Origin of the sequence: Halomonas sp. THAF12, from assembly GCF_009363675.1 — a bacterium.
GTDB lineage: Bacteria > Pseudomonadota > Gammaproteobacteria > Pseudomonadales > Halomonadaceae > Halomonas > Halomonas smyrnensis.
Map to the genome: position 1 here is coordinate 2,511,970 of NZ_CP045399.1, position 25,434 is coordinate 2,537,403.

At 69.8% G+C, this 25,434-nt stretch carries 25 protein-coding genes; 3 read left to right on the forward strand and 22 right to left on the reverse strand.

Features of this window, described 5'->3' with window-relative positions:
* The 8 genes from pabC to FIU88_RS11585 form a co-directional block, all read right to left on the reverse strand.
* Positions 1–831: an aminodeoxychorismate lyase gene (pabC, locus tag FIU88_RS11550; protein ID WP_152479348.1), complete on the reverse strand. Its 831-nt coding sequence runs from the start codon at positions 829–831 to the stop codon at positions 1–3.
* Positions 832–833: 2 nt separating this feature from the next.
* Complete coding sequence (gene fabF, locus FIU88_RS11555; RefSeq protein ID WP_152479349.1) at positions 834–2,072, reverse strand: beta-ketoacyl-ACP synthase II; 1,239 nt, start codon at positions 2,070–2,072, stop codon at positions 834–836.
* Positions 2,073–2,264: 192 nt separating this feature from the next.
* The gene (gene acpP / locus FIU88_RS11560; RefSeq protein ID WP_016854353.1) at positions 2,265–2,498 is read right to left on the reverse strand and encodes an acyl carrier protein; all 234 of its coding nucleotides are present in this window, start codon (positions 2,496–2,498) and stop codon (positions 2,265–2,267) included.
* 125 nt (positions 2,499–2,623) lie between these two features.
* A complete protein-coding gene (fabG, locus tag FIU88_RS11565) occupies positions 2,624–3,367 on the reverse strand; it encodes a 3-oxoacyl-ACP reductase FabG (protein ID WP_016854354.1) in 744 nt (247 codons plus the stop codon).
* A gap of 30 nt (positions 3,368–3,397) precedes the next feature.
* Positions 3,398–4,369 carry an ACP S-malonyltransferase gene (gene fabD / locus FIU88_RS11570; RefSeq protein ID WP_152479350.1) on the reverse strand — a complete coding sequence of 324 codons (972 nt, stop codon included), beginning with the start codon at positions 4,367–4,369 and terminating at the stop codon, positions 3,398–3,400.
* A gap of 5 nt (positions 4,370–4,374) precedes the next feature.
* The gene (gene plsX / locus FIU88_RS11575) at positions 4,375–5,499 is read right to left on the reverse strand and encodes a phosphate acyltransferase PlsX (RefSeq protein ID WP_152479351.1); all 1,125 of its coding nucleotides are present in this window, start codon (positions 5,497–5,499) and stop codon (positions 4,375–4,377) included.
* Between the two features lie 45 nt (positions 5,500–5,544).
* Positions 5,545–5,718 (reverse strand): 50S ribosomal protein L32, encoded by a 174-nt coding sequence (gene rpmF, locus FIU88_RS11580; RefSeq protein WP_016854357.1) that lies wholly within the window; start codon positions 5,716–5,718, stop codon positions 5,545–5,547.
* 33 nt (positions 5,719–5,751) lie between these two features.
* A complete protein-coding gene (locus FIU88_RS11585; RefSeq protein ID WP_152479352.1) occupies positions 5,752–6,282 on the reverse strand; it encodes a YceD family protein in 531 nt (176 codons plus the stop codon).
* Positions 6,283–6,397: 115 nt separating this feature from the next.
* Here FIU88_RS11585 and FIU88_RS11590 point away from each other — a divergent pair, with 115 nt between their 5' ends.
* Positions 6,398–6,985: a nucleoside triphosphate pyrophosphatase gene (locus FIU88_RS11590; protein ID WP_016854360.1), complete on the forward strand. Its 588-nt coding sequence runs from the start codon at positions 6,398–6,400 to the stop codon at positions 6,983–6,985.
* A gap of 103 nt (positions 6,986–7,088) precedes the next feature.
* Here FIU88_RS11590 and sppA read toward each other — a convergent pair whose 3' ends face one another.
* Genes sppA through FIU88_RS11605 form a run of 3 tightly spaced genes read right to left on the reverse strand, consistent with a single transcriptional unit; the run spans position 7,089 to position 9,824 of the window.
* Entirely contained in the window at positions 7,089–8,177 is a 1,089-nt protein-coding gene (gene sppA / locus FIU88_RS11595; protein WP_152479353.1) for a signal peptide peptidase SppA, read from the reverse strand.
* A gap of 36 nt (positions 8,178–8,213) precedes the next feature.
* The gene (locus FIU88_RS11600) at positions 8,214–8,864 is read right to left on the reverse strand and encodes an HAD-IA family hydrolase (RefSeq protein ID WP_152479354.1); all 651 of its coding nucleotides are present in this window, start codon (positions 8,862–8,864) and stop codon (positions 8,214–8,216) included.
* Between the two features lie 12 nt (positions 8,865–8,876).
* Complete coding sequence (locus tag FIU88_RS11605) at positions 8,877–9,824, reverse strand: RluA family pseudouridine synthase (protein WP_152479355.1); 948 nt, start codon at positions 9,822–9,824, stop codon at positions 8,877–8,879.
* Positions 9,825–10,389: 565 nt separating this feature from the next.
* Here FIU88_RS11605 and rne point away from each other — a divergent pair.
* Positions 10,390–13,908, forward strand: a complete 3,519-nt coding sequence (rne, locus tag FIU88_RS11610) for a ribonuclease E (RefSeq protein ID WP_152479356.1) — start codon at positions 10,390–10,392, stop codon at positions 13,906–13,908.
* Between the two features lie 92 nt (positions 13,909–14,000).
* Here the strand turns inward: rne and murB are convergent, their stop codons facing one another.
* The 9 genes from murB to FIU88_RS11655 are packed head-to-tail and all read right to left on the reverse strand — an operon-like array spanning position 14,001 to position 22,740.
* Positions 14,001–15,017 carry a UDP-N-acetylmuramate dehydrogenase gene (gene murB / locus FIU88_RS11615; protein ID WP_152479357.1) on the reverse strand — a complete coding sequence of 339 codons (1,017 nt, stop codon included), beginning with the start codon at positions 15,015–15,017 and terminating at the stop codon, positions 14,001–14,003.
* Positions 15,014–15,490 (reverse strand): low molecular weight protein-tyrosine-phosphatase, encoded by a 477-nt coding sequence (locus FIU88_RS11620; protein ID WP_152479358.1) that lies wholly within the window; start codon positions 15,488–15,490, stop codon positions 15,014–15,016. Before FIU88_RS11620 ends, murB begins: the two co-directional genes overlap by 4 nt.
* On the reverse strand, positions 15,487–16,278 hold the full coding sequence (kdsB, locus tag FIU88_RS11625; RefSeq protein WP_152479359.1) for a 3-deoxy-manno-octulosonate cytidylyltransferase: 792 nt from the start codon (positions 16,276–16,278) through the stop codon (positions 15,487–15,489). Before kdsB ends, FIU88_RS11620 begins: the two co-directional genes overlap by 4 nt.
* Positions 16,279–16,287: 9 nt before the next feature.
* Positions 16,288–16,491: a Trm112 family protein gene (locus FIU88_RS11630; protein ID WP_016854367.1), complete on the reverse strand. Its 204-nt coding sequence runs from the start codon at positions 16,489–16,491 to the stop codon at positions 16,288–16,290.
* Positions 16,492–16,547: 56 nt separating this feature from the next.
* Entirely contained in the window at positions 16,548–17,546 is a 999-nt protein-coding gene (lpxK, locus tag FIU88_RS11635) for a tetraacyldisaccharide 4'-kinase (protein WP_152479360.1), read from the reverse strand.
* Entirely contained in the window at positions 17,543–19,288 is a 1,746-nt protein-coding gene (msbA, locus tag FIU88_RS11640) for a lipid A export permease/ATP-binding protein MsbA (protein WP_152479361.1), read from the reverse strand. Before msbA ends, lpxK begins: the two co-directional genes overlap by 4 nt.
* Positions 19,285–19,707 carry a biopolymer transporter ExbD gene (locus tag FIU88_RS11645; RefSeq protein WP_016854370.1) on the reverse strand — a complete coding sequence of 141 codons (423 nt, stop codon included), beginning with the start codon at positions 19,705–19,707 and terminating at the stop codon, positions 19,285–19,287. The genes msbA and FIU88_RS11645 overlap by 4 nt, the downstream gene beginning before the upstream one ends.
* Positions 19,704–20,402, reverse strand: a complete 699-nt coding sequence (locus FIU88_RS11650) for a MotA/TolQ/ExbB proton channel family protein (RefSeq protein WP_152479362.1) — start codon at positions 20,400–20,402, stop codon at positions 19,704–19,706. The genes FIU88_RS11645 and FIU88_RS11650 overlap by 4 nt, the downstream gene beginning before the upstream one ends.
* 4 nt (positions 20,403–20,406) lie before the next feature.
* Positions 20,407–22,740: a DNA internalization-related competence protein ComEC/Rec2 gene (locus FIU88_RS11655; RefSeq protein WP_152479363.1), complete on the reverse strand. Its 2,334-nt coding sequence runs from the start codon at positions 22,738–22,740 to the stop codon at positions 20,407–20,409.
* Positions 22,741–22,868: 128 nt separating this feature from the next.
* Here FIU88_RS11655 and FIU88_RS11660 point away from each other — a divergent pair, with 128 nt between their 5' ends.
* Positions 22,869–23,405: a DUF2062 domain-containing protein gene (locus FIU88_RS11660; RefSeq protein WP_016854373.1), complete on the forward strand. Its 537-nt coding sequence runs from the start codon at positions 22,869–22,871 to the stop codon at positions 23,403–23,405.
* A 29-nt stretch (positions 23,406–23,434) separates the two neighbouring features.
* On the opposite strand, the gene FIU88_RS11665 is transcribed toward FIU88_RS11660, so the two are convergent.
* Both FIU88_RS11665 and FIU88_RS11670 read right to left on the reverse strand, forming a co-directional pair.
* Positions 23,435–24,172: an ABC transporter ATP-binding protein gene (locus tag FIU88_RS11665; RefSeq protein WP_152479364.1), complete on the reverse strand. Its 738-nt coding sequence runs from the start codon at positions 24,170–24,172 to the stop codon at positions 23,435–23,437.
* Complete coding sequence (locus FIU88_RS11670) at positions 24,165–25,406, reverse strand: lipoprotein-releasing ABC transporter permease subunit (protein WP_152479365.1); 1,242 nt, start codon at positions 25,404–25,406, stop codon at positions 24,165–24,167. Before FIU88_RS11670 ends, FIU88_RS11665 begins: the two co-directional genes overlap by 8 nt.
* Between the last annotated feature and the right edge of the window lie 28 nt (positions 25,407–25,434).

Consider the following 25,434-nt stretch of genomic DNA (forward strand, 5'->3'; position numbering starts at 1 on the left):
TCAGTCGTGGGGATAGCCGAGCCGCGCGTGGGCCTCGGCCCGCAGGGCGCGATGGCGATCGCCGATGTCCCAGCGCGCCAGGCGGCGGCCGTCGGCGTCATCGAGCCGGGTCACCGGCCACAGGCCCTGCACGGAGTTGGCCAGGCACACCGCCTCGGCCGTCGCCAGCGCCTCGGGCGAGGTGTCCGCCTCGCGGATCACGCCGCCGTCGAGCAGCGATGCCCGCAGGGTGCCGGCCACACCGCAGCGATCGAGCCGGGGCGTGTACCAGTCGCCGTCCTGCCACCAGAAGAGGTTCATGCAGGTCGCCTCGACCAGTCGCCCCTCGGCATCGGCGAGCAGGCCCTCGGCGATCTCGGGATCGGACCATTCGGCCCGGGCCAGGACGTTCTCCAGCCGATTGAGATGCTTGAGGCCGGCCAGCGCCGGCTGGATGCCCAGCCGCAGCCGGCAGTGGCGAACCCGCACGCCGTCGCGCCAGCGGGCCTCGAGCGGCGCGAAGGGCACGGCCTGCCAGCGCAGCCGCGGCTCGGGCTCGGCGGGCGCGAGATAGCCGCGCCCGCCGGAGCCGCGGGTCAGCATCAGCTTGAGCACCGCGAGCCCCTCGCCGGCCCGGGCCGGCAAGGCGTCGAGCATGGCCCGGTCCGGCATCGGAATGCCGAGGGTCTCGGCACCGCGGGCCAGCCGGGCCAGGTGCTCGGTCCACAGCCGCGGCTCGCCGTCGCGCAACAGCACGGTCTCGAACAGGCCGTCGCCGTAGGCCAGGCCACGGTCGTCGAAGGGCACGCCCTCCCCCGGCGGCAGCCGGGCGACATCGACGCCGCCCGTCATGCTCACACCTTGGAAAACAGCAGCGTGCCGTTGGTGCCGCCGAAGCCGAAGGAGTTCGACAGGCTGACGTCGATCTTCATCTCCCGGGCGGTATGGGGCACGTAGTCCAGCTTGCAGCCTTCCTGGGGGTTGTCGAGGTTGATGGTGGGCGGTGCGACCTGATCGCGGATCGCCAGCACCGAGAACACCGCCTCGACGGCGCCGGCGGCGCCCAGCAGGTGGCCGATCATCGACTTGGTGGAGCTGACCGCCACGTCCTTCGAGGCCTCGCCCAGCACGCGCTCGACGGCACGGCTCTCGGCCAGGTCGCCGGCCGCGGTGGAGGTGCCGTGGGCGTTGATGTAGTCCACCTCGGCCGGATCGATCTTGGCGTCGCGGATGGCATTCGCCATCGACAGGGCCGCCCCGCTGCCGTCTTCCGGCGGCGCGGTCATGTGGTGGGCGTCGTCGCTCATGCCGAAGCCGGTCAGCTCGGCGTAGATAGTCGCGCCACGGGCCTTGGCGTGCTCGTACTCCTCGAGGACCATCACGCCGGCGCCATCGGAGAGCACGAAGCCGTCGCGATCGCGATCCCAGGGGCGGCTGGCCGCGGCCGGATCGTCGTTGCGGGTCGACAGCGCGCGGGCGGCGGAGAAGCCACCCAGACCCAGCGGCGTGGTGGCCATCTCGGCGCCGCCACAGACCATGACATCGGCGTCGCCGTAGGCGATGGTGCGGGCGCTGTAGCCGATGTTGTGGGTGCCGGTGGTGCAGGCGGTGGTGATGGCGATGTTGGGACCGCGGAAGCCGTGCTGGATCGCCAGGTTGCCGGAGATCATGTTGATGATCGAGCCCGGCACGAAGAACGGCGAGATGCGGCGTGCGCCGCCCTTCTGCAGGGCATTGTGGTTATGCTCGATCATCGGCAGACCGCCGATGCCGGAACCGATCGCCACGCCGATGCGGTGGGCGTTTTCCTCGGTGCACTCGATGCCGGCGTCGCTGATCGCCTGTCCACCCGCGGCCACGCCGTACTGGATGAACAGATCCATCTTGCGGGCGTCCTTGGGGTTCAGGTACGGGCTGATGTCGAAGTCCTTGACCGACCCGCCGAACCGCGTGTTGAAGCCGCTGGCATCGAAGTGCTCGATGGGGGCGATACCGCTCTTCCCGGCCAGGATGTTGCCCCAGCTCTCGTCCACGGTATTGCCGACTGGCGTGACCAGGCCTAGCCCCGTCACCACAACCCTTCTACGAGCCATCCGCTCTCCTCCAGATCCAGATAGTGTCACGGCCCCGCGGGACCGTCTTGGCGCGCATTATACCCGAGTCCGCGGCCGCTGTGGTCGCGCACCCCCCAGATAGCACGAGAGCCGTCCTGCATGGCAGGACGGCTCTCTCACCAGGGCGCGTGGCCCCAGGCACACCTCAGCAAGCGGTGTCCGACAACACCCTTACTGGTGGGCGTTGACGTAGTCGACGGCTTCCTGAACGGTGGTGATCTTCTCGGCTTCCTCGTCGGGAATCTCGGTGTCGAATTCCTCTTCAAGCGCCATCACCAGCTCGACGGTATCCAGGGAATCCGCGCCGAGGTCCTCGGTGAAAGAAGAAGAGTTCTGGATGTCCTCTTCCTTGACGTTCAGGCGCTCGGCCACAACCTTCTTCACGCGCTCTTCGATGGTGCTCATTATGAAGTACTCCAGTCGTTCACGTTAAGCGACTGCTAACCAGCCGTTTCAGATCCGCAAGCCAATAAGCTGCGGGGTAGTTTATAGACCGCTCAAGGACAACGCAACCGCCGCATGACGCGGCTTCAGCGCATGTTCATGCCGCCGTTGACGTGCAGCGTCTCGCCGGTGATGTAGCCGGCCGGCTCGCTGGTCAGGAAGCCCACCGCCGCGGCAATTTCCTCGGGTTGACCGAGGCGCGTCAGGGGAATCTGGCCGAGCAGCGCATCCTTCTGCGCCTCGGGCAGGGCCTCGGTCATGTCGGTGGCGATGAAACCCGGCGCCACGGCATTGACGGTGATGGCGCGGGAAGCCACCTCACGGGCCAGCGCCCGGGTGAAGCCTTCCATGCCGGCCTTCGCCGCAGCGTAGTTGGTCTGGCCGAGGTTGCCCATGGTGGCGACCACCGAGCTGACCGAAACGATGCGACCGAAGCGCGCCTTGGTCATGCCGCGCAGGCAGGCCTTGCTGACGCGATACACGGACTTGAGGTTGGCGTCGATCACCGCATCCCACTCATCTTCCTTCATGCGCATGAGCAGGTTGTCGCGGGTGATGCCGGCGTTGTTGACCAGGATGGTCGGCGCCCCGAACTCTTCATTGATGGCCCGAACCAGGCCGTCGACGCTGGCCTGATCGGTGACGTCGAGGCGGCGCCCGGCGCCCTCGATGCCATGGGCCTTGAGGTCGGCGTCGATGCGCTCGGCACCGGCATCGCTGGTGGCGGTACCGATCACGATGCGGCCCTGACGACCGAGCTCGTGGGCGATGGCGCGGCCGATGCCGCGGCTGGCCCCGGTGATCAGGGCGACTCTAGACTCGCTTGACATGGTCTCTTCCGTTCTCGTCCAGGAGAGGGGTCAGCCGTTGGCCGACGTTGACTGATCCGCCGCTTCGCGGGCCAGTTCGAGGGCCGCCGAGAGGCTGTCGGGATCGTTGACCGCCAGCCCGCGGCTGCCCCGGGCGATTCGCTTGTTCAGACCGGTGAGCACCTTGCCCGGCCCGCATTCGATGAACACTTCGGCACCACGACCCACCATGTTCTCGACGCAGGAGGTCCAGCGCACCGGCTGGTAGAGCTGCTCGATCAGGCGCGTGCGCAGGGTATCGACGTCGGCGTGGGCCTGGGCATCGACGTTCTGCACCACGGTGTAGCGCGGCGCGCGCAGCGTGATGTCATCCATCGCCGCGGCCAGGCGCTCGGCGGCCGGACGCATCAGATCACAGTGCGAGGGCACCGACACCGGCAGCGGCATCGCACGCTTGGCACCGGCCTCCTGGCAGGCCGCGATGGCGCGCTCGACGGCGCCCTTGGCACCGGCGATGACCACCTGCCCGGGGGCATTGTAGTTCACCGCGGAGACCACTTCGCCTTCGGCGGCCCGCTCACAGGCCTGCTCGACGGCGGCGTCGTCCAGGCCGAGGATCGCGGCCATGGCACCCTGCCCCATGGGCACGGCGTCCTGCATGGCCTCGCCGCGCAGCTTGACCAGTCGCACGCCATCGGCGAACGACAGCGCACCGGCGCACACCATGGCGCTGTACTCGCCCAGGCTGTGGCCGGCCATGGCGCCCGGGCGCGGCCCTTCGAGCTCCTGCCAGACGCGCCAGATGGCGACGCTGGCGGTCAGCAGCGCCGGCTGCGTGCAGGCGGTGGCGTTGAGCGACTCGGCGGGCCCTTCCTGGACCACCTGCCAGAGATCATAGCCCAGCGCATCGGCGGCTTCCTCGAAGGTCGTGCGCACCACGCTGTAACGCTCCGCCAGCTCGCGCAGCATGCCGATCTGCTGGGAGCCCTGCCCGGGAAAGATGAGGGCAAGGGGTTGTGTCATGTCGATCACCTTTGCACTTGTTGACGGTTCCCGACTCCGCCACTGTCCGTGGCGGCGGAGCCGGAAGTCCTGGATCCGCTGTCGGCTCGGTCACCGGAAGTGGCCGAATCGACGACAGACCGTCGAAGACGAAGCTCGTCGGCCAGCCGCTCGGGCAGGCCATGCTGTACTTCCTGCGCCGCACGAGCCACGGCGTAGTGGAAACCGGCGGCGTCGGCGCCGCCATGACTCTTGATGACGATGCCGTTCAGGCCCAGCAGACTGGCGCCATTGTAGCGCACCGGATCCAGCTCACGGCGCAGGCGCGCCAGCGCGGGACGCGCCAGCGCACCCACCAGGCGGCTGGTCCAGTGCGCCTCGAAGGTCGCCTGGACCCGACGCACCAGCATCTTCGCCAGCCCTTCGCTGGCCTTGAGCACGGCATTGCCGACGAAGCCGTCGCACACGACCACGTCGGCCTCGCCGGCGAAGATGCCGTCGCCCTCGACGAAGCCCACGTAGTCGAGGTCGTCGCGCTCGCGCAGCAGCTCATCGGCCCGCTGCACGCTCGCCGTGCCCTTGGTGCCCTCGACGCCGACGTTGAGCAGCGCCACCCGCGGACGCGCAAGACCGTCCACGTGGCGCGCCATGACGTCTCCCATCAGCGCGAAGTCGAGCAGTCGCTCGGCCTCGACATCAACGTTGGCGCCGAGGTCGAGCAGATAGCAGCGCCCCTCGCGATCGACGGGAATCGCCGTGCTGATCGCCGGTCGTGCCACGCCGGCAACGGTACCGAGCGCGCGCCGCGACAGCGCCATCAGCGCGCCGGTATTGCCGGCGCTGACACCGGCCTGCACCTCGCCGCGGGCCAGACAGGCCAGCATGGCCGCCATGCTGGAGTCCCGGCCCCGGCGCAGCGCCTCGGCCGGGCGCTGATCCTGACGAATCTCGCCGGGCGCATTCTCGATGCTCAGATGCGACGACGCCGCGGCGAGAGGCCGCGGCAGCCGGGAGAGCTCTTCTTCCAGCCGGGCGGCAGGGCCGAACAGCCGGATATCGAGCTCGGGATCGGCCATGACGGCGCTGGCGGCGCCTGCCACGGTAGCGCGGGGACCGAGATCCCCGCCCATGGCATCGACGGCAATCCGCATGTCAGCGGGCGTCAGGCGTCATGGCGATCGGTAGGACGCGTCGCTTCAGGCGTCGACGACCTTGCGACCCTTGTAGAAGCCGTCCGGAGAGACGTGGTGACGCAGGTGCGTGGTACCGGTCTCCTTGTCCTGGGACAGCGCCTTGTTGTCAGCCAGGGCGTCGTGGCTGCGACGCATGCCGCGCTTGGAACGGGTCTTGCGGTTCTGTTGAACTGCCATGAGATATCACTCCAGAGTGAATCGATGAGGTAATCAGGTTTTGCCTTTGAGCTGCTTGAGCACCTCAAAGGGATTCTCCGCGGGCGAGTCCGAGACGGACTCGGCGCTCTCCCCACTGCTCAGCTGGTCGCGCGAGACCGCGCAGTCGGCCTCGTCGTGGTAAACCACCTGGGGCAGACTGAGGATCAGCTCGTCCTCGATCATCGCCAGCAGGTTCAGCTGTTCGTCTTCCACCAGCACCGGTTCATGGGTGCTCGGCAGAGAGGCCGCCAGGGCGTCGCTGGAGACCATTCCCAGCAGGAACTCGCTCTCGACCGGCTGCGGCATGGGCGAGAGGCAGCGCCGACACAGCAGCTGCAGCTCGGCCGTCAGACGACCGCGGATTTCTCGACGCCCCTGGGCGTCGATGGCGAAGTCCAGCCATACCTCGGCATCACCGTCTTGCACACCGGCTTCATCGGCGAGACGGGGCATATCGCCCAGCGCCACCAGGCCTTCGAGATGTTCGGCATGCGCGGCGAGCTTGTAAGGCTCGACCCTGCCAGGGAGTCTTGAGGTCAACATAGGCGCGCAATGATAGGCACTCCCCTCCCCCCTGTCAAAGCCCGCACGCTTCGGGGTTACAATGCCCACCCGTTGCGGCAGAGACCGCCCCACCGTGTCACACGAGGAGCCCACCATGCCACGTCTGGTACTCGCCTCGAGCTCGCGCTTTCGCCGCCAGCTGCTCGACCGACTGGAACTTCCCTACGCCTGGGAAAGCCCGGACATCGACGAGACGCCCCGCCCCGGCGAAACGCCCCGCGCGCTGGTGCATCGCCTGTCGCTGGCCAAGGCCGAGCGGCTGGCCGACGACTGGCCCGATCATCTGATCATCGGCTCCGATCAGGTCGCGGTCTTCGAAGGCGAGGCACTGGGCAAGCCCGCCGACGAGGCCGCCGCACGCGCCCAGCTGGCCCGCTTCTCGGGCCATCGAGTGAGCTTCCTGACCGGACTGGCGCTGATCGATACCCGCCATGCCAGCCACCGGGTCTGCCACGAACGCTACGACGTGGTGTTCCGCCAGCTCGGCGACAGCGAGATCGCCCACTATGTCGAGCGAGAGCGCCCGCTGGACAGCGCCGGCAGCTTCCGCATGGAAGGTCTCGGCATCACCCTGTTCGAGCGCCTCGAGGGAGACGACCCCAACGCCCTGATCGGACTGCCGCTGATTCGCCTCTGCCAGCTGCTGCGCGAGGCGGGCATGGACCCGCTGGGCAGCGGCTAGGCGCACCTCAACGCCAACCGCCCCGGGCCGAGGCCACGGGGCGGCTGATGACGGCGATGCGCCAAGGCAGACACGCTACCGGAGCGCGAGCCCGAACACGGAACTAGGGCGCGAGCTGATAGCGCAGCGGCGAAGCCGCCTGCGGCACGCCCACCCACTCGGCGGCAACCCGGCCGAAGCGCCGCGCCAGACGCTCGAACGGATCCAGCTGCGGCGTGTAGTCCTGGGTACGCGGCGTCTCCAGCCGCTGCCGCGCCAGGGTATCGAGGCTGCCCAGCTCATCCACGAGCCCCAGTTCGAGCGCCTGCTCGCCGGTCCAGATCAGACCGCTGAACAGCCGCTCATCATCGGCCAGCCGATCACCGCGCCCGGCCTTCACGTCATCGATGAACTGGCGATGGGTGGTGGCCAGCACCTGCTGCCAGAAGTCGCGCTGCTGCGGGGAGATGTCCGAGAACGGATCGAGGAAGGCCTTGTTCTCGCCGGCGGTGAACACCCGACGCTCGACGCCGAGGCGCTCGATCGCCTCCTCGAAGCCGAAACCGGCATTGATCACCCCGATCGACCCCACCAGGCTGGCCGGCGCGGCGACGATCTCGTCGGCGGCCGAGGCAATATAGTAGGCGCCGCTGGCGCCGATATCCTCGACCACGGCGATGATCGGCTTGTCGCCCTGCTCGCGCAGGCGCATCAGCTCGTCATAGATGCGCTGCGACTGCACCGGACTGCCGCCGGGGCTGTCGATGTGAAGCACCACCGCCTCGGCATCCGGCGCCTTCCAGGCCCGCTGCACGCCCTCGATGACGCGCTCGGCGCTGGCCCGGGCATCGCCGTCGATCACGCCCTCCACCTCGACGATCCCCAGGTGCGGCCCGGCCGGATCGGTCGCCCCCGGCACCACGAAGAGCCCATAGAGGGTGGTGCTCAGCGAGGCCAGGATCAGGAAGGCGAACAGGAAGCGGAAGAACAGCTTCCAGCGCCGCGAGCGACGCTGCTCGGCCAGCACGCCGTCGATCCAGCGATCGAGCATGTCCTGCTGGGCGAGGCGCTGACGCTCGCGCAGGGTCTCGGCATCGTCATCCCTCTCCTGCGGCGCCGGCCCCACGCCCTCGCGGCGCCGGCGGGCCTCCCGGGCCTGGTCGGCGCTGAGTTCGGGACCCCGGGTCCAGTCGTCGCGTCGATCGTCGTCCATAACGTCGCCTCCTTGTCGTTCGAGGAAAATCCGTGATCAGGCGTGCAGCCAGTCGACCAGCTCGGGAAAGCCGTGGGCGGTGAAGGCCGGGCGGCTCAACGCCAGGCGCTCCGGCGCGTGAACGCCGTAGGTCACGGCGACGCGATCCATGCCCAGCGCCCGCGCCATCTCCAGATCATACTCGGTGTCGCCGATCATCACCGCCTCCTCGACCGGCACGCCGAGCTCGTCGAGCAGCTCCTCGAGCATCCGCGGGTGCGGCTTGGAGAGCGTCTCGTCGGCGGTGCGACTGGCATGGAACCAGTGGCCGCAGTCGCTCTCGCGGAAGATGCGATCGAGCCCGCGGCGACTCTTGCCGGTGGCTACCGCCAGACGACTGGTGTCATCGGCGCGCAGCCGCGACAGGCCCTCGGCCACCCCGGGATAGAAGGGCATCGGCGTCACGTCGCCTTCCACGAAATGGTAGGCATAGCGCTGACGCAGGGCCTCGGCCTGATCGGGGCCGATGCCCGGGCACAGTTTGGCGATGGCCTCGGGCAGCCCCAGGCCGATGATGTCGCGAACCGCCTCCTCGGACAGCTCGCCCCAGCCGACGTCGCGCGAGGCCGCCTGCATGCAGGCGACGATGCGCTCGAGCGAATCCATCAGGGTGCCGTCCCAGTCGAAGATCATCAGTCGGTAACGCATGTGGACTCCGGATCAGCGGGCATTGCGGGCGCTTTCCAGCACGCCGTCGAGGGTCTCGCCGAGCGGCGCGCGGATCTTCACCGGCTTGCCGCTGGTCGGCTCGGGAAAGGTCAGGGATGCCGCATGCAGGAACAGCCGCGACAGCCCCAGCTGGGCGGCGATGCGCCCGCCCTCGCGGGTGCCGTACTTGTCGTCGCCGAGCAGCGGATGGCCGGCATGGGCGGCGTGCACGCGAATCTGGTGGGTGCGACCGGTGATCGGCTCGGCCTCGACCAGGGTGGCCCGGGCGAAGGCCTCGCGCACGGCGAAGCGGGTGCGCGCCACCTTGCCGCCGCTGTCGACCCGCACCCGCCGTTCGCCGTTGCCGGCATCGAAGCGATCCAGGCGGGCGCTGACGAAGTCGCGCCGCGCCGGCCAGCGGCCGGCCACCAGGGCCAGATACTGCTTGCTCATCTCGTGGCGCTTGAGCGACTCGTTGAGGGCGAGCAGCGCCGGGCGCGACTTGGCCAGCAGCAGGCAGCCGGAGGTGTCGCGGTCGAGCCGATGCACCAGCTCGAGGAAATCCAGGTCCTCGCGCACCTGACGCAGCGCCTCGATCAGGCCGATCTTGACGCCGCTGCCGCCGTGCACGGGCAGCCCGGAGGGCTTGTTGAGCACCATCCAGTCGCGCCCCTCCAGCAGCACGCTGCCGGCCAGCAGATTGCGCAGGTTGTCGCTGACCTCGCGCACCGCCTCGCGCGGCGCGAGCTTGAGCGGCGGGATGCGGACCACGTCGCCCAGGGCCAGGCGGGTATCGGCCTTGACGCGTTTCTTGTTCACCCGCACCTCGCCCTTGCGCACGATGCGGTAGATGAGCGCCCGGGGCGCGCCCTTGATGCGCGTAATCAGGAAATTGTCGACCCGCTGACCCACCTGGCCCTCGGTCACTTCCACCCACTGAACCTCGCGACCATCGGTCATCCCGCTCTCCACTTGCCACCGTCGTAAAAGGCGCATTCTACCGCACTGTGCGCCGTCCTGCCGCCAATTGCTGGGCACCCCCTTTACTGTTATATTGCCGAGGCGTTCCAATGGACAGAACCGTCCGCTTGGCGCCTGCACGACAGACACGCAGGCCGGAACGACGAAATCAGGCCGCGACGACGCTCCCGCATGAGGTCCCGCCGCCGACAGTAAAGCGATACAACGCCACGCCCGTCCCGCCCCGCTCCCGACGAGCAAGCGGCGACCACGGGATACGTATAACACCGTGCCGGAGGCCGGCGTTGGCGAATCGATGAATGCCAGGTGTTGGCGGTGACCGCAGGACCGGATGGGCAACGAGACCCGCCGAGAACATGTCCTGCCTCCGCCCCGTACTCAACATGATCTTGCCGTGCCGGCCCGCCACCGCTATCAGGCCCCGACACGGCCGGGCGCAGTTCCGCTTCCGCGACATGCGCTGAGCACAAGCACGCAGCACCCAGCGGTTCGCCTTCGTCATTGCCCATGGGCGCCCACCGGCGCGTCCATTTTGCGAGACGACATGAAACGGATGCTCATCAACGCGACCCAGCCCGAAGAGCTGCGCGTCGCCCTGGTCGATGGACAACGCCTGTACGACCTGGACATCGAATCCGGTGCCAGGGAACAGAAGAAAGCCAACATCTATCGCGGCAAGATCACCCGCGTGGAACCCTCCCTCGAAGCCGCCTTCGTCGACTTCGGTGCCGAACGCCACGGCTTCCTGCCGCTCAAGGAAGTCTCCCGCGAATACTTCCTCAAGGACCCCTCCGGCCGCCCCAGCATCAAGGAAGTGCTCAAGGAAGGCCAGGAAGTCATCGTCCAGGTCGACAAGGAAGAACGTGGCAACAAGGGCGCGGCCCTGACCACCTTCATCAGCCTGGCCGGCCGCTTCCTGGTACTGATGCCCAACAACCCCCGCGCCGGCGGCATCTCGCGCCGCATCGAGGGCGAGGAACGCGCTCAGCTCAAGGAGGCCATGAGCCACCTGACCGTGCCCGACAAGATGGGCCTGATCGTGCGCACCGCCGGCATCGGCCGCAATCCCGAGGAACTGCAGTGGGACCTCGACTACCTGACCCAGGTCTGGGAGTCGATCACCGAGGAAGCCGGCAAGCGCGCCGCGCCCTTCCTGATCTACCGCGAGTCCAACGTCATCATCCGCGCCATGCGCGACTACCTGCGCCAGGACATCGGCGAGGTGCTGATCGACAGCGAGCAGGTGCACCAGGAAGCGCTGGGCTTCATCCGCCAGGTGATGCCCTCCTACCAGCAGAAGATCAAGCGTTACGCCGATGAGGTGCCGCTGTTCTCGCGCTTCCAGATCGAATCCCAGATCGAGACCGCCTACGAGCGCGAGGTCAAGCTGCCCTCCGGCGGCTCGATCGTCATCGACCACACCGAGGCGCTGGTCTCCATCGACATCAACTCGGCGCGCGCCACCCGCGGCAGCGACATCGAGGAGACGGCGCTGCAGACCAACCTCGAGGCCGCCGACGAGATCGCCCGCCAGCTGCGCCTGCGCGACATCGGTGGCCTGGTGGTCATCGACTTCATCGACATGTCGCCGGCGCGCAATCAGCGCGAGGTCGAGAACCGGGTGCGCGACGCCCTCAAGATCGACCGCGCCCGGGTGCAGATCGGCCGCATCTCGCGCTTCGGCCTGATGGAAATGTCCCGCCAGCGCCTGCGCCCGTCGCTCGGCGAGACCAGCGGCGTGGTCTGCCCGCGCTGTGACGGCCAGGGCACCATCCGCGACGTGCGCTCCATCTCGCTCTCCATCATGCGCCTGATCGAGGAAGAGGCGATGAAGGAGCGCAGCGCCCAGATCCGCGCCATCCTTCCGGTCCCGGTCGCCACCTACCTGCTCAACGAGAAGCGGGCGATGCTGGCCGACATCGAGCGCCGCCAGGGCGTGCGCGTGGTGCTGCTGCCCAACCCCGAGATGGACACGCCCCACTACGACGTACAGCGCCTGCGCGACGATCACGTCGACGAGGAAGGCACCTCCCACCTGCCGAGTCACGAGCTGCCCACGGAGACCGAGGTCGGCAAGGAGCCCGAGGCCGCCTTCGGCAAGCCGGTCAAGCGCGACGAGGCCGCGGTGAAGACCGTGGTGCACCACGAGCCCGCCCCCGCCTCCCTGCAGGAAGAGCCCGCGTCCCAGGCCAAGGCCAAGCCTGCCGAGAAGCCGGCACAGCAAAGGCCCGCCCAGAAACCCACCGCCAAGCCGGCCCCGGCGGCCAAGCCCGCTGCGGCTCCCGCCGCTCGCGAGGGCGTGCTGAGCCGCCTGGTCAAGGGCTTCTCTCGCCTGCTGAGCGGCGAAGAGACCACCCCGTCCAGCCAGCAGCAGCGTCAGTCCGAGGGCAGCGGCCAGCGCCAGGCCGGCACCGCCCGCACAGGCGACCGCGGCCAGCAGCGCGGCGACAGCGGCAAGAGCGCCGACAACCGCTCCGGTAGCGGCAACGGCCGCCAGCGCAACAATCGTCGTGGCGGCCAGCGCCAGGACCAGCGTCAGGAGCGCGGTGACAATCGCGACGAGTCACGCAGCACCAAGCCGCAGCGCCAGGGTGAGGACAAGGCCCGCGGCGACCGCTCCGAGAAAGGCGAGAAGGCCGACAAGGGCGGCAGCCAGAACCGCGGCGGCCGTGGTCGCAACCAGCGCCAGGACGACGGCCGCCAGCAGGCCGAGGGTCGCAAGGGCCAGGAGCGCAAGGACAAGGACCAGGGCGGTCGCAAGCCCCAGGACACCAAGTCCCAGGACACCAAGCGCCAGAGCGACAAGCCCCAGGACGCCAAGCCCCAGAAGCCCAAGGGCGACGCCGAGGCGGCTGCCACCGGCGAGCAGGCACCGGCCAAGGCCGAGACGAATGGCAAGCCGAAGCGCACCCGCAACAACCCACGCCAGCGCCGTCGCCAGCAGGCCCTGAACCCGGAGTCCGTGGCCGAACAGCAGCGCCTTCAGGCCGAAGCCGCCAAGACAGAAACACAGCCGGAAGAGGCCAAGGCGGAGCAGCCGAAGGCCGAGACCAAGGCTGAAGCGCCCAAGGCCGAAGCCAAGGCCGAGCAGCCGAAGGCCGAGACCAAGGCCGACGCCAAGGCGGAAGCGCCCAAGGCCGATGCCAAGGCGGAGCAGCCGAAGGCCGAGACCAAGGCAGAAGAGCCGAAGGCCGAGACCAAGGCCGAGCAGCCGAAGTCCGACGCCAAGGCGGAACAGCCCAAGGCCGAAGCCAAGGCAGAAGCCAAAGCCGAAGAGCCGAAGGCCGACGCCAAGGCCGAAGCGCCGAAGGCCGAAGCCAAGGCGGAGCAGCCCAAGGCAGAAGCCAAGGCGGAAGCCAAGGCGGAACAGCCGAAGGCCGACGCCAAGGCAGAAGAGCCGAAGTCCGACGCCAAGGCAGAAGAGCCGAAGTCCGACGCCAAGGCCGAGCAGCCGAAGGCCGAGACCAAGGCCGAGCAGCCGAAGGCCGACGCCAAGGCCGAGCAGCCGAAGGCCGACGCCAAGGCGGAACAGCCGAAGGCCGAGACCAAGGCTGAAGAGCCCAAGGCAGAACAGCCGAAGGCCGACGCCAAGGCGGAGCAGCCCAAGGCAGATGCCAAGGCCGAGCAGCCGAAGGCCGAGACCAAGGCCGAGCAGCCCAAGGCAGAAGCCAAGGCCGAGCAGCCGAAGGCCGACGCCAAGGCCGAGCAGCCCAAGGCAGAGACCAAGGCGGAAGAGCCCAAGGCCGACGCCAAGGCGGAGCAGCCGAAGGCCGAGACCAAGGCGGACCAGCCGAAGGCCGAAGAACCCAAGGCCGAGCAGCCGAAGTCCGACGCCAAGGCGGAACAGCCGAAGGCTGAAGAACCCAAGGCCGAGCAGCCCAAGGCAGAAGCCAAAGCCGAGCAGCCCAAGGCAGAAACCAAGGCGGAACAGCCGAAGCCCGAAGCCAGGACCGAAGAGCCCAAGGCCGAGACGCCGCGTCGCCGCCGCCGTGCCCACAACGACCCGCGGGAAATCCGCCGTCGTGAACAGGAGGCCAAGCGCCAGGAAGGCCAGCAAGGCTGATCCCGACGCCCCCCTGAACGACAACGCCCGTGGCCATTGGCCACGGGCGTTTTCGTTGGCGTCTACCGCAGGCGCCGGAAGCGCCGATATCCCTATTCTGTCGCCAGGCGCGGCTCGCGCTCCAGCATCACGCCGAAGCGCCGCTCCACCGTCGCGGCGACCCGCGCGGCGAAGGCCAGCAGCCCGGCCGCATCGCCGCCGCCGTGGTGCACCAGCACCAAGGCCTGGCGGTCATGGACACCGAAGGGGCCCTCGCGCCAGCCCTTGAGGCCGCAGCGATCGATCAGCCAGCCGGCGGCCAGCTTGGTCCGGCCATCCTCCAGCGGGAAGCTCGGCATGTCGGGATGCGCCTCGCGCAGCGACGCCGCACACTCCGACGACACCACCGGGTTCTTGAAGAAGCTGCCGGCGTTGCCGAGCACCGACGGATCCGGCAGCTTCTCGCGCCGCACCGAACAGACGGCCTCGGCGACCTCCAGCGGCGTGGGCACCTCGCCGACGCGGCCGGCCAGGTCACCGTAGCCCAGGCGCGGCTCGGCCGAGCGCGACACGCGCAGCACCAGCCGGGTGATCGCCACCCGCCCCGCCAGGGCGCGCTTGAAGACGCTGTCGCGATAGCCGAAGGCGCACTCGTCGGCCCCCAACACCGCTTCGCGGCCGTCGTCCAGGTGCACCAGATGCACGGCCTCGAGGCGCTCGGCGAGCTCGACGCCGTAGGCGCCGATGTTCTGGATCGGTGCCGCACCGCAGTGCCCGGGAATCAGCGCCAGGTTCTCGAGCCCCCAGAGGCCGTGGGCGGCCAGGGCCATGACCAGCTCGTGCCAGACCACTCCAGCCTCGGCGTGCACCCGCACGTTGCCGTCGCCGGCCTCCTCCAACCACCAGTCGTTCATGGCGGTCCGGATGACCAGCCCCGGCTGAAGGGCGGGCAGAATCAGGTTACTGCCCCCGCCCAGCACCAGGGTCGGCCAGCCGGCGTCCCGGGCCAGCGACAGCGCCTCGCCGAGCTCGGCGACACTTGCCGGGGCGGCGAAGCGCTCGGCACGGCAGGCCAGTCCCAGGGTGTTGGCCGCGGTCAGGTCGTGGTCGGCGAGGATGGCCAGGCTCAAGCGCCCTCCTCCAGGCGCCGCCGCACGTCCTCGACGAGGCCGCGGGAGGCCGCCTCGACCAGGTCCAGCACCTGCTCGAAGCCGTCGTCGCCCCCGTAGTAGGGGTCGGGCACGGCGCGATCGGGCAGCCCGGCGAAGGCCAGGAAGAGACCGACGTGAGCGGCACTGTCGGCCGGCCGACGCGCCTCCAGCGCCGCCAGGTTGTCGTGGTCCATGGCCAGCAGGTAGTCGAAACGCGCGAAGTCGCCGTCATCGAGCTGGCGGGCCCGCAGGCCGGAGAGATCGAGCCCGCGCGAGGCGGCCGCCGCCTGGGCACGCGCGTCGGGCGACTTGCCCACGTGCCAGGGTCCGATGCCACAGGAGTCGACCTCGACCCGACCGGCGAGACCGGCCTCGTCGAGATGGCGGCGGAACATGCCCTCGGCGGTGGGCGAACGGCAGATATTGCCCAGGCAGACGAACAGCACCCTCATCGGCACTCTCCCTCGTCGTCGCGGCCTGCCTCCTGCCCCAGGATCCGGCGCACACGGGCGAGATCCTCGGCGGTGTCCACGCCCGCCGGATGCGGCTCGCGGGACAGGGCGACCTGGATGGCATGGCCATGGTGCAGCGCGCGAAGCTGCTCGAGCTGTTCGAGCTGCTCCAGCGGCGACGGCGCCCAGTGGCGGTACTCGTCGAGGAAGCTCGCCCGGTAGGCGTAGAGGCCGATGTGGCGCAGCCAGGCGTCGGTCTCCAGCAGCTCGGGGCGCGCGGCGAAGGCCTCGCGGTCCCAGGGAATCGGCGCACGGGAAAAGTAGAGGGCCCGCCCCGAGAGCGCGCGCACCACCTTGACCACGTTGGGATTGAACAGCGTCTCGACGTCGCCGATCGGCTCGGCCAGCGTCGCGATGGAGGCGCCGGGATCGTCCATCAGGCGCGCCGCCACCTGGTCGATCAGGGTCGCCGGCAGCAGCGGCTCGTCGCCCTGGACGTTGACCAGCACGGCGTCATCGGCGAGGCCCAGCGTATCGGCCACCTCGGCCAGCCGATCGGTGCCGGAGGGATGATCGTCGCGGGTCATCACCACCTCGGCGCCCAGCGGCGTCATGGCGTCACGAATGCGAGCATCGTCGGTGGCGACCACCACCCGGCCGGCGGCGCTGGCCGAGGCCCGGCGCCAGACGTGGGCCACCATCGGCTCGCCGGCGATGTCGAGCAGCGGCTTGCCCGGCAGACGGGTCGACGCGAAACGCGCCGGAATCACGGCGATGAAGTCCTGCATCTTGCCTCCTCAGCCCTCGGCGCCGGTCGACGGCGGCAGCTTCTCGTCCACGTCGATGGCGCGCGCCTCGTCGGGCAGCATCACCGGGATGCCGTCGCGCACGGGATAGGCCAGGCCATCATAGCGGCACACCAGCTCGCCGGCCTCACGATCGAAGGCCAGCTTGCCCTTGCACAGCGGGCAGACCAGCATCGCCAGCAGTTGCTTGTCCATCTCTCACGCCTCCAGGGTCGGTATCGACGGCCGCACGAACGGCGACCGCACGGAATTCACAGGGCCGCCAGGCGCGCATCCAGCCAGGCGACGAAATCGGGGTCGGGCATCGCCTCCACCTCCAGCACCCAGGCATCGTCCGCCGGCAGGTCACGGCACTTCACCGCGTCCTTGGCGGTCATCACCCGCGGGCGCCCATCGGCGAACGCCAGATCGTCGGCGGTGAAGCGGTGATGGTCGGCGAAGGGGTGGGTCCAGTGGGCGATGCCCAGGCCTTCGAGGGTCTCGAAGAAGCGCGCCGGTCGACCGATGCCGGCCAGGGCATGCACCGGCTCGACGAAGGGCGCCGGCGCCACCGCCCGACGCTCGCCGCCGCCCAGCGGGCGCCAGCCGGCGGGCGTCAGGGTCATGCGGTAGTGATCGCCCAGGCGCCGGTCCCGGGGCGTGCCGTTGACCACCACGGCATCCACGCTCTCGAGCCGCTCGGCAGGCTCGCGCAGCGGCCCGGCCGGCAGGCAGCGGCGATTGCCGAGCCCGCGATGGCCATCCACCACCACCAGCTCCAGGTCGCGCCCCAGCGGCAGGTGCTGCAGGCCGTCATCGGCGAGCAGGATGTCGCAGCCTTCCTCCAGCAGCCGCCGGGCGCCTCGCGGGCGATCCGGGTCCACCACCACCGGCACGCCGGTCTGGTCGGCCAGCATGCGCGGCTCGTCGCCGCAGGCCGAGGCCGGGGTATCGGCCTCGACCAGTAGCGGATAGCGATCGGCGCGGCCGCCGTAGCCACGGGACAGGATACCGGGCCGCCAGCCGGCCTCGCCGAGATGGCGTGCCAGCCAGGCCACCAGCGGCGACTTGCCGGTGCCGCCGAGGGTGATGTTACCGACCACGATCACCGGCACCGGGGCCCGCCAGGCCTGGCGGCGCCCCTCGGCGTAGGCCCGCGTGCGGCGCGCGATCAGCCGACGATAGAGCGCCTCGAGCGGGCGCAGCGGCCACAGCCAGGGCGCTCCCGCATAGGCCGCCTCGAGCCAGCGCTCGCCGACACCGCCGCTCATGCCGTCTCGGCGTCCTGGAACTGCAGGCGATGCAGGGCCGCGTAGGCGCCGTCCCGGGCCAGCAGCTCGGCGTGGCTGCCCTGCTCGACGATCTCGCCGCCTTCCATCACCAGGATGCGGTCGGCACGCTCGATGGTGGACAGCCGGTGGGCGATGACGAAGGTGGTCCGATCGCGGCACACCTCTTCGAGCGCCGCCTGAATGTAGCGCTCGGACTCGGTGTCCAGCGCCGAGGTCGCCTCGTCGAGGATCAGCAGCGGGGCATCCTTGAAGATCGCCCGGGCGATGGCCAGACGCTGGCGCTGGCCACCGGAGAGCATCACCCCGTTCTCGCCGACCACGGTGGCGTAGCCCCCGGGCAGGCGCTCGATGAACTCGTGGGCATGAGCCGCCCGCGCCGCGGCCTCGACCGCCTGAGGGTCGGGGTCGTCGATGCCGTAGGCGATGTTGTCGGCGATGGTGGCGTTGAACAGCGTCACCTGCTGCGAGACCAGGGCGATGCTCCGCCGCAGGGGCAGCAGCTTGAAGTCCTCGAGCGACACCCCATCGAGGCAGATCCGACCCGCGGTGGGCCGGTAGAAGCGCGGCAGCAGCCCCATCAGGGTCGACTTGCCGCTGCCGGAGCGGCCGACGATGGCGATCATCTCGCCGGGGGCCACGTCCAGGTCGATGCCCTTGAGCACCTCGGGCTGGTCGGCGCCGTAGGCGAAGCGCACGCCCTCCAGGGTCACCCGCCCCTCGAGCCGACCCGGCTCGCGAGTGCCGTTGTCTTCCTCGGGCGGCACGTCGAGCAGCCCGAACAACTCGCCGGCGGCGGCGATGCCCTTCTGCACGGTGGCGTTGATCTCGGTGAGCTGGCGCACCGGCTTGGCCATCAACGAGGCCGCGGTGATGAAGGCGACGAACTCGCCGGGGGTCATGTCGGACAGCATCGCCGGCGACATGGCGAGCCACACCAGTACCGCCAGCGCCAGCGCCACCATCAGCTGGATCACCGGGGTGCTGGTGGCCTTGGTCAGCGCCTCCTTCATGCTCTGGCGACGATTGACCTCGCTGGCCTCGGCGAAGCGGGCCTGCTCATAGGCTTCGGCACCGTGGGTACGCACCACCCGATAGCCCGACAGCGCCTCGGAGGCCACATGGGTCACGTCGCCCATGGAGCGCTGGATGCGCCTCGAGATCCGCCGGAAACGCTTGCTGGTATAGCTGACCACGCCGCCGATCAGCGGCGTCACGGCCAGGAACAGCAGGGTCAGCATCCAGTTGGTCCACAGCAGGTAGACCACCAGCCCGATCACGAACAGCCCCTCGCGCAGCAGGATGGTGATCGCCTTGGTGCCGGCCCCGGTGACCTGCTCGACGTGGTAGGTGACCCGTGACACCAGATGTCCCGAGGAATGCTCGTCGAAGAAGCGCCCCGGCAGGTGCAGCATGTGATTGAAGACGTCGCAGCGCAGCGCGTGGACCAGGTTGCGGGCCACGTTGCTCATGAAGTAGGTGCCGAGGAAGGTGCCCAGCCCGCGAGCGGCGAACATGCCCACCACGAACAGCGGCAGCATCAGGCGAAAGGCGGCGTCCGGATTCTGGATGCCGTCGATCAGGCGTTTCATCATCTCGGCCAGCGCCGTGCTGGACGCCGCATAGATGGCGTAACCGACGATGGCCAGGGCGAAGGCCTTCCAATGGGGCTTCACATAGCCCAGCAGACGCTTGTAGAGGGTCCAGCCCGAGTGTTCGCTCACGGTGTCTCCGCTTCAGAATGTGTTGCCTTGGCGGTGGCGATACGCACCCGCCGAATGTCCAGTGCGCCGGCGCGGTCGAGCACGCGCACCACGTCGGCATGGGCGGCGCGACCATCGGCCTCCACCACCAGTCCGCGCTCGCGGGCGCGCGACGCGACGGCCTCGAGTGCCGCTTCCAGCTCGCCGGGCGCCAGGGCCCGCTCGCCCAGGCGATACTCGCCCTCGGGGGTGATCACCACGGTGACCGGCGAGGCCTCGGCGGCGACGCCGGTCACGCTCTCGGGCAGTACCAGCTCCAGCGCCTGGCGGGTCTCGAAGGTGGTCGAGACCATGAAGAAGATCAGCAGCAGGAAGACCACGTCGATCAGCGGGGTCAGATTGACCTCCACCGCCTCGCGCCGCCTGCGCGGCACCCTCATGGGCGCCCTCCCCCCGCCGGCGAACGCTCGTCGGCCGCACAGGGCCTCGCCTCCGTCGCCGGCTCGTGGCGCTCGGCCAGCGTCAGCTGGCCCTGGTGATGCGCCAGGAACTCGACCACCTGGCCGGCCTGCTCCTCGATGTGCACCGTGATGTCCTCGACCCGCCGCTGGAAGTAGCGGTGGAACATCAGCGCGGGAATCGCCACGGTCAGGCCCGCCGCGGTGGTCACCAGGGCCTGGGAGATGCCGCCGGCCAGCTCCGCGGCACGCTCGCCGCCGTCGCTCGAGACGAGCACCGCGAAGACCTCGATCATGCCCACCACGGTGCCCAGCAGGCCGAGCAGCGGGGTGATCGAGGCGATGGTGCCGAGCGGACTCAGGAAGCGTTCCATGTCATGCACCACCGCGGTGGCCGCCTCCTGAAAACGCGCCCGGACCTGCTCGTGGCCGAGCCGAGCGTTGCGCAGCCCGGCCGCCAGTACGCCACCCAGCGGCGAATGGCTCTCCAGCCAGTAGAGGTTGACCTGGCCACGCGCCGCCAGCGAACAGACCTCCTCGCCGAGCCCCCTCGGGGCAATCCGTCCGGCGCGCAGTGCCCACAGGCGCTCGACGACGATCACCACCGCCACCAGCGAACAGCCAAGCAGCGGCAGCATCAGCCAGCCCCCGGCGATCAGGGCCTCCATCAGGGTCATGGGGTCACCTCCCTCGAGCAGTCACCGGCGCCTCCGGCGTCATTGCAGGCGATTCTAACGCAAGGCACTCGCCTCCGACACCGCCGCGCCACCAGGCCGCCGGGCGCGTGGGCGCGACGCGTGCCATCCCGCCCAGCCACAGGGTCACGGCACCGTCCTCGGCCGTGTTCCACAGACAGCTGCCGAGGCGCCGGAAGCGACGCACCACCGACGGCGCCGGATGGCCGAAACGGCCGTCGCGTGCCGCGCTGAAGATCACCTGCCGCGGCCGGACCGCGGCCAGGAAATCGGGGCCGGAGCTGGTCGTGCTGCCGTGATGCCCCGCCACCAGCGCGTCGATGGGGCCATCGATCCGCGTCAGGAGTTCCTGCTCCACCCGAGCGCCGGCATCGCCGGTGATCAGCAGCCGCTGCTGACCCGCGGTGATCAACAGCACGCAGGAGCGGTCGTTGTCGGACAGGCCCACGGCCTCGGCGGGCGGCCACAGCACGCGGAAGCTTACCCCATCGCGGCGCCAGCCACGCCCTGCCACGCAGGGCTCGGACGTCACCGGCAGCACGCTGCCGGGCGGCGCCAGATAGCGCCCGACCGAATGCTCCTCGATCAGCGCCTCAAGCCCCCCGGCATGATCGCGATCGTCATGGCTGACGATCACATCGTCGAAGCGCTGCCCCTCGGGCCAGAGCGTCGAGAGCGGCATGAAGCCGGAGGGAAAGCGCGGCCCGGTGTCGATCAGCGCCCGGTAGTGGGCGGTGCGCAGGGCCACCAGCTGGCCCTGTCCCACGTCATGGACGCGCACGCGCAGCGCCCCGGGTTCCGGCAGCGACGGCGTCAGCCACAGCGCGCCGCAGGCCAGCAGCGCGGTGCCCGCCAGGCGCAGTCGTTCGGCCAGCCCCGGCAGTGCCCACAGCAGGCCGATCAGGATCAGCGCCGTGCCAAGCGCCTCGGCCACGGCCGGCGGCGGCTGCCAGAGGGGCGCCAGGCGCGACGCCATCTCGAGCCCGGCGGCGACGCCCTCGGCAAGCGCGCCGAACAGCCCCCAGGCCATATCGCCCAACGGCGGCACCCAGGCCAGCGCCCAGCCCGCCAGGCCCAGCGGCACCAGTACGCTGCCGACCAGCGGCACGGCCAGCAGATTGACCAGCGGCGCCGCCGGTGCGAGGCGATCGAAGGCCAGCAGCACCGCGCCGGCCATCACCGGCGCCAGCAGCAGCTGGCTGCGCACCAGCGCCCGCAGCCAACCGCGCCAGCCCCGCGGGCGGGGACGGCCCTGCCAGATCAGGATCAGCAGCGCCACGGCACCGAAGGACAGCCAGCTGCCGGGGCGCCAGACCGCCAGCGGATCGAGGCTCACCACCAGCGCCAGGGCCAGCCACCAGGCCTGCCAGGGCCCCGGCGAATGGCGCCCGCTGGCCACCCACAGTCCCACCAGCACCATGATCATGGCCCGCATCGCCGGCGGCTCGAGCCCGGCCAGCCAGGCATAGGCCACCGCCGCGGTGCCGGCGATCCACCAGGGCCAGATCGCCATGCGCCAGCGGCCCGGCGCGAGAAGACGCGCAGCCCCACGCGCCAGCCACAGCGCGACCCCGGCCACCAGGCCGACATGCAGCCCGGAGATGACCATCAGGTGGGTGGTGCCGCTGGCATTGAGCAGATCCCAGTCGTCGTCGCCCAGCCGTTCGCCGGCGCCCAGGGTCAGGGCCGCCAGCCAGCGCGTCGTGCGCGGGGCAAGGTCGCGCTCATCGAGCCGGGCGAGCGCCCATCGGCGAACCGAGCCGCCGGCCGCCTCGAGACGCACCGGCGGCGGTGCCTCGCGCACGTAGCCGGTGGCCTGGATGCCCTCCCGGCGCAGCCAGGCGCGATAGTCGAAGGCATCGGGGTTGGCGAACCCCGCGGGCGGCCTCAGCCGGACGGTCAGCCGCCAGCGCTCGCCCGCGACCATGGCCGGCGCCCGATAGGCGTTGAGACGCACCCGCGACAGCCGATCACAGCCCGGCAGCCCCGGGACCAGAGGACGGCAGCCAGCCACCGCCAGCGTCAGCCGGGTCAGGCCGGCCTCTCTTGACACGGCCGTCAGACGCCCCTCCACCGCCAGATCCTGACGACTGAGCCCCCGGGGCAGCTCGCCGCCGCAGCTCCACCACAGCTGGCCGGCCACCAGCGCGATCAGCGACAGCATCAGCAACAGGCGCCAGCGCCGGGCCGCGATAGCCATCAACAGCGCCAGCCCCAGCGCCTGGGACCAGAGGGCCGCATCGCCCTGGTCGACAAGCGCACCGAGCAGCGTCCCGGTGAGCGCCGCGAGGGCGAGCGGCAGGGCCAACCCGATTACCATGGACATCATCCTGAGAGGCTGCCCGGCATGGCGTGACGACCCGGCGCCAACGCGTTGAGCAACGCCATGGCGAGGGAGCGGGCTTGTATGGATAATAGCGCGCATATCGAAGCCGCGAGCCCGTCGTCATGCCGCGCCGTCTCCTGCAGCGCTACCTGCCCCATCCCGAGACCCTCAGGCGCCAGCGCTCCCTGCGCTTCTTGAGCCACCTGATCGGCAATCCCTCGCTGTGGATGCTGTCGCGACGCAGCGTGGCCAACGCCTTCTTCGTCGGGCTGTTCTGCGCCCTGCTGCCGATCCCGTGCCAGATGGTCCTGGCCGCCCTGGGCGCCTGGGCGTTACGCGCCAATCTGCCGCTGTCGGTGGGGCTGGTGTGGATCACCAATCCGCTGACCATGCCGCTGATCTTCTACGGCAACTACCGGCTGGGTGCCTGGCTGCTGGACCTGCCGGCGCGTGCCGCGCCCACGCAGCTGTCCACCGAATGGGTTGCCGGGCAGCTGATCGATGCCCTCCCGGCCCTGGCGGCCGGCTCGCTGGTGGCGGCCGTCCTGGCGGGCGGGTTGGGCAGCGTGACGATTCGTCTGGCGTGGCGCTGGCAGGTGTCGCGCAGCTGGAAGCGAAGGGCGCGGCGCCGCCGTGACCGGCTGGGCGACCGCGCCTGAAGCGGGAAGGAAGAAGGCAGGATCGGGCGTCAGGCGCCGGGGGCATCCGGCGTCAGGCGACCGCCATCGAGGCGCAGCACCCGATCCTGATGGGCGGCGAGCCCCGTGTCGTGGGTGACGATCACGAAGGCGCAGGCGGCGCTGGCGGAGAGTTCGTCCATCAGCGCCAGGATGCTCGCCGCGGTGGTCTGATCGAGGTTGCCGGTGGGCTCGTCCATCAGCACCAGGCTCGGGTCGGTGACCAGCGCCCGGGCGATGGCCACGCGCTGGCGCTCGCCGCCGGAGAGCTCACCGGGCTTGTGGGCCGCGCGCTCGGCCACGCCCACCCGATCCAGCAGTTCAAGCGCTTTGGCCTCGGCGTCCTTCTTGCGCTGGCCGCGCACGATCAGCGGCAGGGCGGCATTCTCCAGCGCCGTGAACTCGGCCAGCAGATGGTGAAACTGGTAGACGAAGCCGATGTGCCGGTTGCGAAAGCGCCCGAGGGCGGCATTGCCCAGCTCGTGCAGCGCCTGCCCGGCGATGCGGACCGCGCCGCTGCTGGGATGATCCAGCCCGCCCAGCAGGTTGAGCAGCGTGGTCTTGCCGGAGCCGGAGCTGCCGACCACCGCCACACGCTCGCCGGCCCGCACCTCGAGGGCCAGATCGTCGAGTACGGTGAGGTCGCGCGGCCCCTCGCGGTAGACGCGGGTCAGGTGATCGCAGGCCAGCATCACCTCACGCTGCCCCGCGTCACGGGTGAACGCCTGGGTCATGGCGGGATCATTCATAGCGGAGCACCTCGGCAGGCTGCACCCGGGCCGCGCGCCAGGCCGGGTAGAGGGTCGAGAGGAAGGTCAGCACGAAGGCCGCGGAAACGATCTGGCCCACGTCGGACCACAGCAGCTGCGAGGGCAGCTCGCTGATGAAATAGACGCCGGCATCGAGGAAATGGATGCCGAAGGTCGACTCGACGAAGGCGAGGATATCGGACACCGTCAGTGCCAGCAGCACGCCGAGCCCCACCCCGATCAGGATGCCGATCACGCCGATGGCCAGCCCCTGGACCATGAAGATGCCCATGATCGAACGTGGCGTGGCACCGATGGTGCGCAGGATGGCGATATCGGCATGCTTGTCGGTGACCACCATCACCAGGGTCGAGACGATGTTGAAGGCCGCCACGGCGATGATCACCGTCAGCAGCAGCGCGATCATGCGCTTCTCCATCTGGATCGCCTGGAACAGGTTACCCCGGGTATAGGTCCAGTCCAGGCCGCGATAGCCCGGCCCCAGATCGTCGATGATCGAGCGCGTCACGCTGCCGGCCTGGAACAGGTCGTCGAGCTCCAGGCGCAGCCCGCCCACGTCATCGCCCATGCGCGCCAGGGTCTGCATGTCGGCGATGTTGGCATAGGCCAGGTTGGCATCGAGATCCGCCCCGACGCTGAAGATGCCGCTGACGGTGAAGCGCTTGAGGCGCGGGAAGACGCCGGCCGGCGTGATCGAGGCCTCGGGCACCAGCAGGGTCACCCGGTCCCCCACCGTCACGCCGAGCTGACGCGCCAGCATCGAGCCGAGCACGACGTTCCATTCGCCGGGCTGCAGGTCGTCGAGGCTGCCGCGCTCCATGTGCTCGTCGACGATCGAGACGCGCTTCTCCCAGTCGGGCTTGATGCCGTTGACCAGGGCGCCGTTGTTGCGCCCGCCGACCGAGAACATGCCCTGCTGCTGGATATAGGGCGCCGCCCCGATGACGTGCTCGCGCTGCTGCAGGCGCTCGGCCAGCGGCTGCCAGTCGGTGAGCCCGGAGGGCACCTCGATGCGGGTGTGCGGCACCATGCCCAGCACCCGCTCGCGCAGCTCGCGGTCGAAGCCGTTCATCACGGACAGCACGAGAATCAGCACCGCCACGCCCAGGGTCAGGCCCAGCATGGAGGTCAGGGAAATGAAGGAGATGAAGTGGTTGCGTCGCTTGGCCCGCACGTAGCGCAACCCGATCAGGAGAGGCAGACGATCCAGCATTTGAGCGTTCCTTGTCGGCGGGCGCTCA